The sequence below is a fragment of the Dactylosporangium sp. NPDC049742 genome (assembly GCF_040674675.1).
Taxonomy (GTDB): domain Bacteria; phylum Actinomycetota; class Actinomycetes; order Mycobacteriales; family Micromonosporaceae; genus Dactylosporangium; species Dactylosporangium maewongense.
This window is the reverse complement of record NZ_JBFANF010000074.1, coordinates 1-13,705: the sequence shown is the minus strand read 5'-3', so window position 1 is coordinate 13,705 and position 13,705 is coordinate 1. Positions and strand designations below refer to the sequence as shown.

At 69.9% G+C, this 13,705-nt stretch carries 13 protein-coding genes; 8 read left to right on the top strand and 5 right to left on the bottom strand.

Going from position 1 to position 13,705, the window contains the following annotated elements; genetic code table 11:
- Positions 1-36: 36 nt before the first annotated feature.
- Entirely contained in the window at positions 37-801 is a 765-nt protein-coding gene (locus AB0J72_RS50090; protein WP_363413347.1) for a TIGR04255 family protein, read from the bottom strand.
- Positions 802-2,124: 1,323 nt separating this feature from the next.
- Between AB0J72_RS50090 and AB0J72_RS50085 the strand changes: the two genes are divergently transcribed.
- Entirely contained in the window at positions 2,125-2,682 is a 558-nt protein-coding gene (locus AB0J72_RS50085; RefSeq protein WP_363413344.1) for a hypothetical protein, read from the top strand.
- 573 nt (positions 2,683-3,255) lie between these two features.
- Here AB0J72_RS50085 and AB0J72_RS50080 read toward each other — a convergent pair.
- Both AB0J72_RS50080 and AB0J72_RS50075 read right to left on the bottom strand, forming a co-directional pair.
- Complete coding sequence (locus tag AB0J72_RS50080; protein WP_363413341.1) at positions 3,256-3,423, bottom strand: hypothetical protein; 168 nt, start codon at positions 3,421-3,423, stop codon at positions 3,256-3,258.
- Between the two features lie 32 nt (positions 3,424-3,455).
- Positions 3,456-4,079, bottom strand: a complete 624-nt coding sequence (locus tag AB0J72_RS50075; RefSeq protein WP_363413338.1) for a hypothetical protein — start codon at positions 4,077-4,079, stop codon at positions 3,456-3,458.
- A 318-nt stretch (positions 4,080-4,397) separates the two neighbouring features.
- Between AB0J72_RS50075 and AB0J72_RS50070 the strand changes: the two genes are divergently transcribed.
- From AB0J72_RS50070 to AB0J72_RS50060, 3 genes are all read left to right on the top strand, one after another.
- Positions 4,398-5,972: a BTAD domain-containing putative transcriptional regulator gene (locus AB0J72_RS50070; RefSeq protein ID WP_363413335.1), complete on the top strand. Its 1,575-nt coding sequence runs from the start codon at positions 4,398-4,400 to the stop codon at positions 5,970-5,972.
- Positions 5,973-6,075: 103 nt separating this feature from the next.
- Positions 6,076-7,083 carry an RNA polymerase subunit sigma-70 gene (locus AB0J72_RS50065; protein ID WP_363413333.1) on the top strand — a complete coding sequence of 336 codons (1,008 nt, stop codon included), beginning with the start codon at positions 6,076-6,078 and terminating at the stop codon, positions 7,081-7,083.
- Between the two features lie 268 nt (positions 7,084-7,351).
- Complete coding sequence (locus tag AB0J72_RS50060) at positions 7,352-8,452, top strand: ATP-binding protein (protein WP_363413330.1); 1,101 nt, start codon at positions 7,352-7,354, stop codon at positions 8,450-8,452.
- On the opposite strand, the gene AB0J72_RS50055 is transcribed toward AB0J72_RS50060, so the two are convergent.
- Positions 8,436-8,879: a hypothetical protein gene (locus AB0J72_RS50055; RefSeq protein ID WP_363413327.1), complete on the bottom strand. Its 444-nt coding sequence runs from the start codon at positions 8,877-8,879 to the stop codon at positions 8,436-8,438. The two genes, AB0J72_RS50060 and AB0J72_RS50055, sit on opposite strands and share 17 nt — an antisense overlap.
- Positions 8,880-8,996: 117 nt before the next feature.
- Between AB0J72_RS50055 and AB0J72_RS50050 the strand changes: the two genes are divergently transcribed.
- From AB0J72_RS50050 to AB0J72_RS50035, 4 genes are read left to right on the top strand one after another with little or no spacing between them, the layout of a single operon-like run.
- The gene (locus tag AB0J72_RS50050; protein WP_363413324.1) at positions 8,997-9,854 is read left to right on the top strand and encodes an ABC transporter ATP-binding protein; all 858 of its coding nucleotides are present in this window, start codon (positions 8,997-8,999) and stop codon (positions 9,852-9,854) included.
- Positions 9,851-11,356 carry a hypothetical protein gene (locus tag AB0J72_RS50045; RefSeq protein WP_363413321.1) on the top strand — a complete coding sequence of 502 codons (1,506 nt, stop codon included), beginning with the start codon at positions 9,851-9,853 and terminating at the stop codon, positions 11,354-11,356. The genes AB0J72_RS50050 and AB0J72_RS50045 overlap by 4 nt, the downstream gene beginning before the upstream one ends.
- Positions 11,353-11,844: a SigE family RNA polymerase sigma factor gene (locus AB0J72_RS50040; RefSeq protein ID WP_363413489.1), complete on the top strand. Its 492-nt coding sequence runs from the start codon at positions 11,353-11,355 to the stop codon at positions 11,842-11,844. Before AB0J72_RS50045 ends, AB0J72_RS50040 begins: the two co-directional genes overlap by 4 nt.
- Entirely contained in the window at positions 11,841-12,944 is a 1,104-nt protein-coding gene (locus tag AB0J72_RS50035) for a hypothetical protein (RefSeq protein ID WP_363413318.1), read from the top strand. The genes AB0J72_RS50040 and AB0J72_RS50035 overlap by 4 nt, the downstream gene beginning before the upstream one ends.
- A gap of 18 nt (positions 12,945-12,962) precedes the next feature.
- Here AB0J72_RS50035 and AB0J72_RS50030 read toward each other — a convergent pair whose 3' ends face one another.
- On the bottom strand, positions 12,963-13,598 hold the full coding sequence (locus AB0J72_RS50030; RefSeq protein ID WP_360559909.1) for a response regulator transcription factor: 636 nt from the start codon (positions 13,596-13,598) through the stop codon (positions 12,963-12,965).
- Between the last annotated feature and the right edge of the window lie 107 nt (positions 13,599-13,705).

Genomic DNA, 13,705 nt, shown 5'->3' with positions numbered 1-13,705 from the left:
AGGATGAAGAATGCGTTGATGTCGTCAATGCCGTCGTCACACCCCTCGGAAGGCAGTGAGTAGGTCTCCTTGTATCAGCGAAAAGAACCACGCTTCAAGTACGCCATGTGAATATTCGAGCCAATCCTCAAATCCTGCCCTATCGACCGGCGTTGGAAACTTGCCATCAGCGGTTAGTTCCCACAAAGCTGCTGGAGCGTCCTGCTTGGCGCCATTTTGAATCCGAACGGTGCCTGTAGTATTTGCGCGCTTAAGCGGAAGAGCTACCGCGATAGCAACGCTAGTGGGCTCGCCGTCCGTCTCATGCTCGACAACACCGGCGGGAAGTAAGACTTGCGTATGAAGCTTGTCGGCGAGGTAGCGTTGCGGGGTAAGCCCGTCGAGATTGCGAGCATTAATATACTTGAGGATTAGATTATTAACGACCGGTGGGGTTTCATTATTAAACGGCGCATAGGCCCGCATCAGGCTGTCCCAAAGGTCGAGTGCCCTGACCTTGAAGCTCTGCCAGGTATAATCATCGACTGAGTTCAGGGTCGCAATACCTGGGCCTGCCTGGATCAACGGCCATGCATTCTCGCCTGCGCGAAGGCGGAATTTTACCATGTGTGGTGACAGGTCGTCGGGGATTTCAGCGCCTGGCAATCTCTGCTGAACGGGGTACAGGTCACGAGCGGCACTTGCCAAGGCCCCGGCAAACAGTGGATGAGCAGGGTCTGCGTTGCCATCAAGATGCCATCTGATCTCAAGGATCGCCTCCACGAGGGGGTTCTCCATTAGATCCCGTTCAATCTCGATCACGTTGTTGCCTCTCGGCGTGCTTGGCTGGCGCTTGAAGGAACCTGTGCTCCAAGGTCTAACGGTACAGGCATCATGGCGCACGGCTTGGCACCTGCGCCACTGGTAGTCGTGCGGGTGCCTAACCCCTGCCGATGCCTGACAGCGTCCGAGTGTCAGCGTCCGAGGTGCTGCTGAATTTGGCTGTACTAGATCAAGGCGCCTTCGGCGCAGGCCCGGACGTGGACACCCAGCTCGGCGGGCAAGCGGCGCCCGGCGCTGCGCGCCGGCGCCGGAAGCCCGTCCGGCTGGGACACCACGTCCGAGCCGTACAGAGTGCGCATGAGAAGGGCCGCCAGACACATCGACAGCTCAGGTCGAGACGCCCGTAACGGTCGAGGCTGCTCATCCAGATTTGAGCTACCGCGACGTTCGCCGGGCTACAGACCGTCGCTCCCGCAGCGTCGCCCTCCGCGTGTAGTTGCGCTCTTGCCTCCCGGCGGGCCTCAGGGTCCCGGAGGGGGCCGCTCCTCCGCACCCCCGCCGCGCAGGCGATGCCAAGCAGACCGCCGGCGGGGGCGCCAAGCGTCCGCGCGGCCCTCACCCTCCGCGCGGACGGGCACCCCCGCCGGCGGCCCGCTTCCCAGGGGTGCACGACGGGTGTACGGAGGAGCTTGTGGGTGGTGGCGCGGTTGATACGTGCGGCAACGAATGCCGACCGTGCCCGCAGTGCGACGGTCAGATCACGCTGGCGTCGACATCCGCACCGTCGCAGGACGGCTGGTCACGGCGGCGGCGATACGACCACGCTTCGAACCAACAGCGCGTGGCTGTCCGATGCGGACCGGCGCCGCGGCCGGGAGCCTGTCCGACCGAATGCCCAAGCTGCCTGTAGGCATAAGCTGGACGGCGTTCTGGCTGCGCCAGCGCCCCCCGGTAACCGACCACTCGGCGCCTTATGTACGGATCACTGCCAACTTGCACGCCGCGATCACCTGCGGCGCGTTGCAAGCGGCGACCCGCTGCCAAACTGTGGCCGACTCGTCCCAGCGGTACGAGGTGGCGCCGACCACCGCACACCGCCACTGCAGAGTTGACTAATAGCGGGCCGGCTGCAGCTTCGCGAGACAAACAAGCCGCTGCATCTAGGAGCGTTGCGTCCTATCTCATGCAGTCGAATTGCCTGACGACCTGTTGCTATAGCTGCAGGACGGCATTATAGTCAGCCGCCACACCACAAGGCCCGGCAGTGAGCTACCGCGGAGGAACAGCCACCTACTTGGGATTCCACGGTCGGCGCTACCCACGTCAGTTGGAACAGTAATAGTGAAGCAGGGTCACTTAAGAATGAGCGTCAATGACTTAGCAACCTGGACGGCTGTTGCAATTTCGGCGGCAGCTTTGCTCGTTTCAATCTTGGCTTATCGATACAGCCGCCCGGTAGTCACTGCAAGGGCTCTAGTCCGCGAGTTTTATTCGGCGGATAGAACTCCCGAGTACATGGATGCGCATATTACCGTTGAAAATTCCAGCGCAGTAACGGTAAGCATACGTCTCATCAGCTGGTGGTTTCCCAACCCAGATGGCTCGTTCACTAGGGGGGAGATCACCAACGGCCCTGAACTTGAATACCGCCTTGAAGGATACTCAAGCACCGTATGGAAGATGCGAGCAAACGGCGTCCCGACACGGCCCAACCTTCCGCTAATCGATTCATCTAGGCCGGAGCTTTCAATTACATTCCTTTGGTTGAAGCGAGAAGTTCGGGAGCTAATAGAAGGTCGACCCAACGAAAATCTAAATGTCTACCGGGCCGGGAAGGCGTTACCAGTAAAAGTTAAGGTGACCGATCGCTTTAGGTTTGTTCGACAAGCTGGCGATCAGAACCAGCCGGAGTCGATCTGAACAATTTTTCGCGGCTCAACTGGTAGACGATATCGAATGCTGGCTATACGGCGCGCGACCTTAGCTCCTAGATGCATTCCTCAACCCGCGGACCGGCCGGATAGCGCTGCTTCAAAACGGCAGGCAGTTCGCGAGAGTACATAACCCGCGACAGCAGAGATTGCCGGTCGATGGCGAGCCCTGCACGGGCACCGGCCAGTCCTGCCTCAAGGTCGCCCTCTCGCGCCGCGACCACCCCGAGCGTGCCACGAGAGTTCCAAGGTATCCATGCCACACGGGACCACTCCTCACACTCCGTCATAAGGCGATGTCAAGCAGGCGCATGGTCGTGCCATTCGCGTGCCAGTAACAGCGGTCAATCACGGGTAACCACGGGCGGCAACCGACCCCGAGCACGAGACGGAAGCGCAGGCTAGAGCAGGTGAGGGCGTCAGCGACGGACGCCCTGATCCAATTCCTAAACCGTGTGTCGCAGGTTCGAATCCTGCCGGGGGCACCCACTTGATCAGCAGAAATCGGCATCCACCAGCGGACACTCTCTCTGGTCGATGCGCTGCCATGTGCAGCCAGATGTCATCCGAAGATTTCGGTCTTGGTCTCGCGGTGCAGCAGCTGGCCGCCGACGCGCTGCAGCTGGTCGGCGATGGAGAGCTGGCCCTGGTCCTGGTCGGAGGACTTCGAGCCCGTTGCTGGTGTGCGGCTGTGTCGCCGGCGTCCTCTGAGGTGGCTGAGCGTGCGCATCGGTGCCCCCGTGGCGCCGATGCGCACGCAGCTCACTGCTGGCTGTACATGGCGGCGGGTGCCTCGACCACCTTCGATCCGGTCGGCTTGGTGATGGTGACCGGCGAGCCGAAGTCCGAGAACTTCAGGTCGTACTCGCCGTCCTTGCCGTCATCGATGTCGGGCAGCGTGGCGTCGAACTCGGCCAGGTAGCCCTGCTCGTTGACCGACGCGGTGAACTTCACCGTGTCGGCCCGGGCGGCCGCGGCCGACCGCACGTAGTCGAGGAACTTCCGCGAGCCGGACGTGGTGCCCTGCGCCTTCGTCAGGTCAAGGGTGCCGGTGAATGAGCCCGGCGCGGTCAAGCTGACATCCTTGACGCCGGTCAGCAGGGTCAGCGGCGTCAGGACGTCGGCGAACATGGCGAGCGGGCTCTTCGTGTCGAGCTTCGCGATCTGCAGGTGCATGGTCTTGCCCTTGAAGTCGCTCAGGCCGGAGAGATAAAGGTCGTCGGGGGTGGCGATGATCGTCATGCGATCGGTGCCCGACATCTGCGCGAGCGACCCGATTTTGCGCGCCGCATCGTAACTGCCCGTCAAGCTCTCTTCGGCCGTGCCACCAGCGAGGACCACCTTCAGGTTGACCCCGGCGGTCTTGGCGACCGCGGCGGCCAGCACCGTCGCGGGTTCCGGTGCCGGAGACGCCGCAGACGAGGCGGGCGCGGCCGCCGGCCCGCCGGCCGAGCAGCCGGTCAGCGTGGCGATCAGGGCGGTGCCGAGCACCGAACCGACGATGAATCTGGACAGCATTCGTCCCTCTCATGGATCGTTCTCACAGGCGACCGTCGGCCGCCGGCTCATCGTCAAGGAGCCCGCTGCCGGCCGACTGCCGTCGCGCTGCCGGGCACTGCGATCGCACTGCCGTCGGCGCGTTGTACCTGGTTGGGCGGTCAGCCGGGCCACCCGTAAACTGTCCGGCGGCACAGGGAGGTCGGGGTGGCCAGCACGCCGGACGGGCAGGAGTTGCCGCGTTTCGAGATTCTCGGACCCGTGCGCGCCTGGCGGGGCGAGGCGGAGCTCGACCTCGGGCCGGCGAAGCAGCGGGCGGTGCTGACCGTGCTGCTGATCAACGCGAACCGGCCGGTCCCGACGGCACAGATCGTGGACGCGGTGTGGCAGGCGGAGCCGCCGGAGAACGGCGCGAACGTGGTGCAGAAATACGTGGCCGGGCTGCGGCGGGTGCTGGAGCCCGACCGCTCGCCCCGAAGCCCGGGCAGCCTGCTCGCCTTGACCGACGCTGGGTACCAGCTCTCGGTCGGCCCCGAGCGGCTGGATGCCGACGTCTTCCACAGCCAATTGCAGCGGGCGCAAGCCGCACGAGCGGAGGGCCGGTTGGCAGACGCCAGCGGGCTGCTGCAGCGCGCGCTGGGACTCTGGCGGGGCAGCGCGCTCGCCGGGTTGTCCGGTGCGCTGTTCGACGCGACCCGGGACCGGCTCGCCGAGAGCCGGGCGACCGCTCTGGAATCCTGGGCGGCGCTGGAGATGGAGCGCGGCCACCATGCCGAGCTCATACCGAGGCTCGCCGAGCTGGTTGTCCAGTTTCCCTTACGCGAGGAGCTGCGGTACCTGTCGATGCTGGCGCTCTACCGGTGCGGCCGGCAGCCGGAGGCGCTGGCCGCGTTCCGCGACGCCCGCCAGCTGCTTGCTGACGAGTTCGGCGTCGAACCCAGCGAGCGGCTGCAGGAGCTGCACCGCGGGATCTTGCGCGCGGAGCCGTCACTGACCGCGCCCGAACCGCCACGTCCGGCGGTCAACGGCCACTGGCACCAACCGCCCGCCACGCGCCCCCCGACCGCCGTGCTGCAGCCCACGGTGGTGCCGCCGGCTGTACTACTGCCCGCCATGCCGCTGCCCGCTCCACCACGATCCGGTCGCTTTCCGGTCTGGCTGGCCTCCATCATCGTGGGCGCCATACCGCTGCTGACGTTCGGTTTGACGAGCTGGGCGGTCGTCGGCGTCCTCGCTTTCCGCTACCGCAGCCGGATGCTGGGGCTCGTCGCGGCGGCGTTCTTCGCGCTGCTCGTGTTCTTCGTAGTTGCCATGGAAATGGACGGGCCGGCGTACGCAGGCGGACCTTGGGCGGGCGTAGGGGTGCTCGCCCTTCTCGTGGCGGCTGTCGGTGGCTCGGCGGCCGGCGTACTCATCATCATCCGCCCGCCTGGCCGCATTCCGGAGCTGTCCGCTGCGGTCGAACTGACCCAGAGGGTACGGCGGGAGCAGGCGCGGCAGCTCGTCAACCACCACCCGTCCATCGCGCGTGAGCTGCACATCGGGCGGCCCGACCTGTCGCGCACGTTCGACGACGGCGGCCTCGTCGACATCAACACCGCCCCGGAGACCATCATCGCGTCGCTGCACGGGATCGGGCCGGACGACGCCCGGCGGATCGTCGCCGACCGGTACCTGCGCGGCCCGCTGGCCTCGGTCGACGAACTGGTCACCCGGAACCTCGTGCACTGGTCGGTGGCCCGTGCGCTGGGCGAGACCCTGGTGGCGATACCGCTCGGCTGACACGGGCAGCATCGGACGCCCTGCCGGTTCACCGATCAGAATTCTTCCGCCACGTCGTCGGTTCTGGTGGCCCCCTCGCACACCGGTGGAAGGATTGGTGACCATGACCGACGCTGGACCGCTGGGCGCTGACGAGGACTCGTTCATCGCGGTGGTTCGCTCAGGCGATGCGGCGCGGTTCGCGCTCATCACGGAGCGCCACCGGCGTGAGCTGCAGGTGCACTGCTACCGGATGCTTGCGAACTACGAGGATGCCCAGGACATGACGCAGGAGACGTTCCTGCGGGCGTGGAACAAGCGGGAGTCGTTCAAGGGCCACGCCGCGCTGCGGACCTGGCTGTACCGGATCGCGACGAACGCCTGCCTCGACTTCCTGGAGAAGCGCAACGACCGCACACCCGTACCGTCCGGGCTGGCGGACGTCGGCTCCGAGGTGCTGTACCTGCAGCCGTACCCCGACCGGATGCTCCCCGAGGACCCGCAGGAATCGGTGGTGGCGCGGGAGACGATCGAGCTGGCGTTCATCGTCGCCGTCCAGCACCTGCCGCCGCGGCAGCGGGCGGTGTTCATCCTGCGCGACGTCGTCGGCTGGCCGGCGTCGAAGGCCGCCGACGCCCTCGATCTGACCGTCGCATCGGTGACCAGCGCGCTGCAGCGGGCGCGCGTGACGATGCGCGAGCAGCTGCCCGGCCGCCGCCTCGACTGGCGGAGCCCCGCCGCCCACGAGCTGTCGGATGACGAGCGCGGCGTGGTGAAGTCGTACATCGACGCCCATGAGCGCAACGACCTCGACGGGCTGATGTCCCTGCTGCGCGACGACCTGCGCTTCGTGATGCTGCCCGAGGCGGGCACCTCGGTCGGCACGGCCAAGGACGCGGTGGACGGCTGGGTCTCCGGTGGGCTCTTCCAGCCCGGCTACGACGACTGGCGCTGTATCGCCACGACGGTCAACCGCATGCCCGCCGCCGCGCTGTACCGCCGCACCCCTGACGACCCGGAGTACCGGTTGTTCACCCTCGCGGTCCTGCACATCGTCGACGGGAAGATCGCCGAGCTCACCGGATTCGACGCCGCCGACAAACCATGGCTGGACCTGCCCCCGACACTGTGATCAGGCAAGTACACCGACGCGACAACGCGAACACCGCCGCGGGGACCCTCCGCGCCGATCGGTACCTGGATTGGTGCGACACCCTGGCGAAGGAGCCGCGCTGAGGCTCACGGCGAGTCGCAGCCGGGCCTCGATGACCGCGAGCTCCCCCGCCTGACAGCACCACGCCGCCACTGCCGCTACCCCCGCTGATCCTGCCGCGTCGACCAATGGATGGCAGATCGCCGGCGAAAGCGACGGCCGCCCAGCAGGCACTATTCTCGCTGCTATGGGCCGGCGGCGGGAGGGGTGGGCCGGGCCCGGAAAACGGGCGAAGGTGCTCCTGCTGGTCCTGCTGGTGCTGCCGGTCGGGGCGCTCTGGTTGTGCGCGCTGCCGCGGACCGGTGCCGCGGGGCTCGTGGCCGGGGCGGCCGCGCTCGCCGCCGTCGCCGTCGCGGCCCTCGCCCGGGCGCCGCGGCCCGCGATGGCCGTCGCCGCGGGGTCGCTGCTCGCCGACGTGGTGTACCGGGGTGCGCCGGAGCCGGCGGCGTTGTGGGCGTCGTTCGAGTTCGTGGCGCTGGGGGTCCTGCTGGTGGCGCTCGCCCGGCGGGCCCCCGCACCCGCCGCGGTCGCCGTCGGGGTGGCGATGACGGCGCTGCCGTTGCGGATGTCGCTGCACGTGCCGGGCGACCGGGTCGAGGCGTCGGTGCTGCTGGTGAGCGCCGCGTTCGGGGCGACGGTGTGCGTGGCCGGTGCCGGGCTCTACCTGCGGCTCGGCGACCACCGCAGGCGCGAGGCCGAGGAGGGGGCCCGCCGCGCGCACCGGCTCGACCTGGCCAGGGACCTGCACGACCTGGTCGCGCACGAGGTCACCGGGATCGTGATCGCGGCGCAGGCGGCGGGCCTGCCGGAGATCGAGGCGGCCGGCCTGCGCGCCCTGGACGGGATGGACCGGATGGTCAGCGCGCTGCGGGGGCCTGCGTCGCAGCGCGTCCTGGGCATCGGGGACCTGCCGGAGGTGGTGGAGCGCTTCGGTGCGACCGGTCCCGCCGAGGCACAGCTGTACATGACGGAAATCCCGGCGATGTCGGCCGAAGCTTCGAAGGCCGCCTATCACGTCGTGATCGAGGCGCTGACCAACGTCCGCCGGCACGCCCCGGCCGCGACCGGGGTGACGGTGACCGTGAGCGTCGCGGACGGACGGGTCGGGCTGGTGATCGTCAACGATCGCAGCGGATCGACGGCGGTCAGGGACGGCGGCGGGAGCGGGCTCGCCGGCCTGCGGGAGCGGGTCGAGGCGCTCGGCGGGGAGCTGCACGCGGGGCCGCGGGACGGCGGCTGGCAGGTGACCTGTCACCTGCCAGCCGGTCAGGTCACGCGTCGCTGGTGAGCGTGATGAGCAGGATGGCGGCGAAGACCAGGATGAACGGCATGAGCAGCCCGATGATGCTGATCGGCCGGGCGAGCAGCCGCTTGCCCGGGTTCATCGGCTGGCGGGCGCCGCCGTACGGCGAGGGCTGCGGCGGCGCGAGGTTCGCGACCTTGCGCCGGTTGATGATGTTCCAGAGCACGACGAACGGCGTGATGAAGAACGAGCCGTAGCCGTACCACCCCTGGATGAGCGTCTTCGACGTCATCTCGCGGAACGTGGCCATGCCGCAGTCGCGGCAGAACGGCCCGTCGACGTGACGGAACTGCATCATGACGATCAGGCCCCGGTGCCCGCGGAACTTGGTCTGCGCGGTCGGGACGTTGTTGCAGAACCGGCAGGGGGTGAGCTGCGCGGCCTGCTGTTGCTGCTGAGCCGAGATGGCCATGGATTCATTCCTCCCGTGGAAGCGGCCACAGGCTACGGCATCCCACCCCCAAATGGGGGGCGCCTTCTCTCCCGTTCGGCAGATGTGCCCACCGCGTGCGACCACGAGGCTGGACCCATGCTTGAGCTGATCGACATCACCAAGGTCTACAAGGGGCAGAAGCGCGCGGTCGACGGCCTGACGCTGCGGCTCGGGCCCGGCCTGGTGGGGCTGCTGGGGCCGAACGGCGCGGGCAAGTCGTCCCTGCTGCGCATCGCGGCGACGGTCACCCGGCCGACCCGGGGGCAGGTCCGCTTCGACGGCGCCGACGCGGTCGCCAGGCCCGCCCCGCTGCGCAGAGCGCTCGGCTACCTGCCGCAGGACTTCGGCGTGTACCCGCACCTCACCGGCCACGAGTTCCTCACCTACCTGGCGGCGGTCCGCGGCCTCTCGCACCGGTCCGCCCGCGCCCGCGTCGGTGAGCTGCTCGACCTCGTCAACCTCGCCCACGCCGCGAAGCGCCCCCTCGGCGGCTACTCCGGCGGCATGCTGCGCCGGGTCGGCATCGCGCAGGCGCTGCTCGCCGACCCGCGGGTCATCGTCGTCGACGAGCCCACCGCGGGCCTCGACCCCGAGGAGCGGGTGCGCTTCCGCAACCTGCTGAGCGACCTGTCCGCGGACCGGTCCGTGCTGCTGTCCACGCACATCGTCTCCGACGTCGAGTCGGTCGCGACCAGGATCGTCGTCGTGGCCGCCGGCCGGATCCGCTTCGACGGCGACCCCGGCGACCTGGTGCGCAGCGTCGCGGGGCACGTGTGGGAGCTGCCGGTCGCCCCCGCCGACCTGCCGGGCGTCCAGCAACGCATGCCGGTGACCCGGCAGATCCGCACCGGCGGCCAGGTCAGGGTCCGGGTGCTCGCCACGCAGCGCCCCGCCCCGGACGCCACCCCCGTCGCGCCGGACCTCTCGGACGCCTACCTGGCGGTGACCCGGTGACCGCCGTCATCGGCCTCGCGGTCGCCGACTTCCGGGAGCGGGTGCGCCGCCCCGCGTACCTCGTGATGCTGATCTCGGCGGTCGGCCTGGGCTGGCTGGCCGTGCCGCCGACCGACGCCCGCTGGGTGGTGCTCGACGCCGGCGGCTACCGCGGCACCTACACCAGCGCCTATGTCGGCCTGGTGACCGCCCTGACCAGCGCGTTGTGGCTCACGTTCGTCGGGTTCTACCTGGTCCGCGACGCCGTCGCCCGCGACGTCCGCACCGGGGTCGGCCAGCTGCTCGCGGCGTCGCCGCTGCGCACGCCCGTGTACCTGGCCGGCAAGTTCGCCAGCAACCTGCTGGTGCTCGGCTCGATGGCGGCGACGCTCGCCGTCACCGCGCTCGCGCTCCAGCTGCTGCGCGGCGAGTCGCGGACCGTCGACCCCGTCGGGCTGCTCACGCCGTTCGTGTTCCTGGCGCTGCCGATGCTGGCGGTGACGGCCGCCGCGGCGCTGCTGTGGGACGCGACGCCGGTGCTGCGGTCCGGCTTCGGCAACATCCTGTGGTGCTTCGTGTGGATGGTCGGCGCCATCGGCGGCCAGTCCGCGTCGGCCCCGCTCGGCGGGATCGGCGTGGCGCAGCTGGCGGGCACGATGCCGGCGACCTCCGACTCGTTCGGCCTGGGTCTGATGTACGTGGACACTCCACTTCGGACGTTCGACTGGCCGGGCCTGCCGCTGGATCCGCCGTTCGTGGCCGGCCGGGTCGCGCTGACCCTGCTCGCGGTGGCCGTGGCCCTGCTGCCAGCGCTGTGGTTCCACCGCTTCGACATCGCGGCCCGCGGCCCCGCCGCGGCGGTCACCGCCGGCGGGCCGAGGACCGTCTACAAGGGACTCCCCCAGACGCCGGCGGTGGTGACCGGGTCCGCGGTGCGGCTGCCGTTCGCCGAGCTCCGCGTCCTGCTGCGGGGCACGCCCTGGTGGTGGTGGACCGGTGCGGCGCTGCTGGCCCTGCTGGGGCTCGCCACCCCGGTCGATCCCGGCTCCGTGCTCGCCGTCGTGTGGATCTGGCCGGTGATCCTGTGGTCGCGGCTGGGCACCCGGCGCGAGGCGGGGGCGATCCTCGCGGCGTATCCCGGTCCGCGCCGGCGCCTTCTCGCCGAGTTCGCCGCGGGTGTACTGCTGGCGGCCGGCACCGCCGCGCCACCGGCGATCCGGATGGCCGTCGAGGCGGACCTGACGGGCCTCGCCGCCTGGGCGGCCGGCGCGCTGTTCATCCCGGCGCTCGCCCTGGCCCTCGGCACCCTCACCGGCGCCGCACGCACCTTCCAGGCGGTCTACACGATCCTCTGGTACATGCTGATCAACGACGTCGCGGCGGTGGACTTCATGGGCGCCCTGCCCTCGGGCGGCCCGCCGCCGGCGCTGGTCGCGGCCTCGGCGCTGGCGCTGCTGGGAATCGTGTTCTTCTTCCGGACCGTCAGAACATTCGGCGGCCGTGGAAGCGTCTGTTGGGGGTGACGTTCGAGGAGTTCGTGCACAGCAGGGGCGCGGCCCTGGTGCGCTTCGCCCGGTTGCTGACCGGCGACGAGCACCGGGCCGACGACCTGGTCCAGGAGGTCCTGGCCAAGGCGTTCGTGCAGTGGCGGCGGGTGTCGGCGGCGGAGCGCCCCGACGTCTACGTCCGCCGGATGCTGGTCAACGCCAACACCTCCTGGTGGCGCCGCCGCTCCAGCGGCGAGGTCACCATCGCGCTGGTCGCCGCGCCCACCGCCGCCCCCGACATCGGGGTGGCGGTGGCCGAGCGGGACGCGCTGTGGCGGATGGTCCTCGCCCTGCCGGTACGCCAGCGGGCGGTCCTGGTCCTGCGCTACTACGAGGACCTCGACGACGTCGCGATCGCGGAGATCCTCGGCTGCTCGGCCGTCACCGTCCGGACCACCGCGCTGCGCGCCCTCACCACCTTGCGCGCCCGTCACCAGCCCTCTTCCTCCCGGAGCGTCTCATGAGCACCCAGCTCGAGCAGGACCTGGCGGCCACGTTCGGCGCCCACGACGGCGACGCCGTCGACACGTCCGCCCTCGCCGACGCCGCCGTCCGCCGCGGCCGCCGCCTGCGGGCCCGCGCCTACGCGGTGCGCGGCGCCGCGCTCGTGGCGGTCGTCGCCGCCGCCGGCGCGGTCACCGTGTCGCGGTCCCCGGACGTGCCCGGCCCGGCCGCGCAGGCGCCCCTGAGCGTCGGCGCCGACTGGACCAGGTTGCCGCCGCCGGGCGGCTGGTCCGTCCCCGGCCTGCCCGTGGTCGCGGTGCCCGCCGACCCGTCGAGGATCGGCACCGACCCGGCGCTGCTGCACTTCACCGTCGACGAGTGGAGCGTGGTGTCCCCGTACACCACGTGGCGCTCGACCGGCGGCGTCGAGACGATCCAGTTCATCCGGGACGGCGCCACCTACAAGGTGTCCCTGGCGAAGACGACCGCCCTCCTCGACCGGCTCCTGGAGGACGAGAACCGCGACCCGGCCGGCCACCTGCCCACCGCCACCGACCAGGGCGACGGCGTCTTCGTCTTCACCTCCGGCCCCATGCAGCGCTTCTACTACCAGCGCTGGCAGCCGGTCCCCGGCGTGTGGGCGCAGCTCTTCGCCGAGGACGCCGCCACCGCCGACGCCGCGCGGATCAGGTCCCGGGTCCGCCTGGACGTCACGCTGCGGTGCGCCGCGCCCGTCCAGCTCACCGCCCTCCCGGCCGGCGCCGGGCTGCTCGGCTGCGAGACCACCCTCGCCGGCCGTGACCTCCCCGGCCGCATGCTCTTCGCCACCCTCTGGGCCGGCGAGAACACCGTCGACCGCGCCGAGATCTCGATGAGGCACGCCGGCCGGCCCGCCACCTCGGCCGCACCCACCCTGACCGTCGCCGGCCACCCCGCGGCCGTCTTCACCGACGACCGGTTCCGCCCCTCCGTCGAGTTCCCCGACGTCAACGACCTGTGGATCCACATCGCCGGCACCGGCACGTACACGAGCCCGGCGCTCCTGACGATCGCCGAGGGCATCCGGGTGGCCCGCACCCCCGCCGACCCGTCCACCTGGGCCGACCGGCTCGTCACCTGACGCGCCGGCCGCGGGCCGTCACGCCACGGTGCCGGTGTCCCAGGCCCAGACGGCGATGCCGACGCGGTTGCGGACGCCGAGCTTGCGCTGGATGGCGGCGACGTGGGTCTTCACCGTGCCGGCGGAGATGAACAGCTCGGCGCCGATCTCCGCGTTGGTCCGGCCCGCCCCGACGTGGGCTGCCACCTCCAGCTCCCGCTCGGTCAGCGCCTCGACCGGCGCGGGCCGGGCCGGGCGGGGTCCCGTGACGTGCTTCAGCAGCCGCACCGTGATCGACGGGCTGATCAGGCTGTCCCCGGCGTAGGCGGCGCGGACCGCCTCGGCCAGCAGCGCCGGGCCGGACCGCTTCAGCAGGAAGCCGGACGCGCCGTCGCGCAGCGCCGGGTACACGTACTCGTCGAGGTCGAACGTGGTCACCACGACGACCCGGGTCGGGCCGCCGGCGAGGTGCCGGGTGACGGTCAGCCCGTCCATCCGCGGCATCCGGATGTCGAGCAGCGCCACGTCGGGGGTGAGCTCGCGGGCCAGCCGCAGCGCCTCCACCCCGTCGGCCGCCTCCGCGACCACGTCCAGGTCGGGCTCGGCGCCGAGGATCCGCCGCAGCCCGTCGCGGACCATCGGCTGGTCGTCGGCGATGAGCACCCGGATCGTCACAACTGAGCAGCCTAGTGCAACGTTCGTTAAGTCGGAGGTAGGTTGGGTTTGTAGGGCGGGGTTGAGGTGTTCGGGGGTGAGTGTCGTGCCCATGTTCTTGGCTGCCC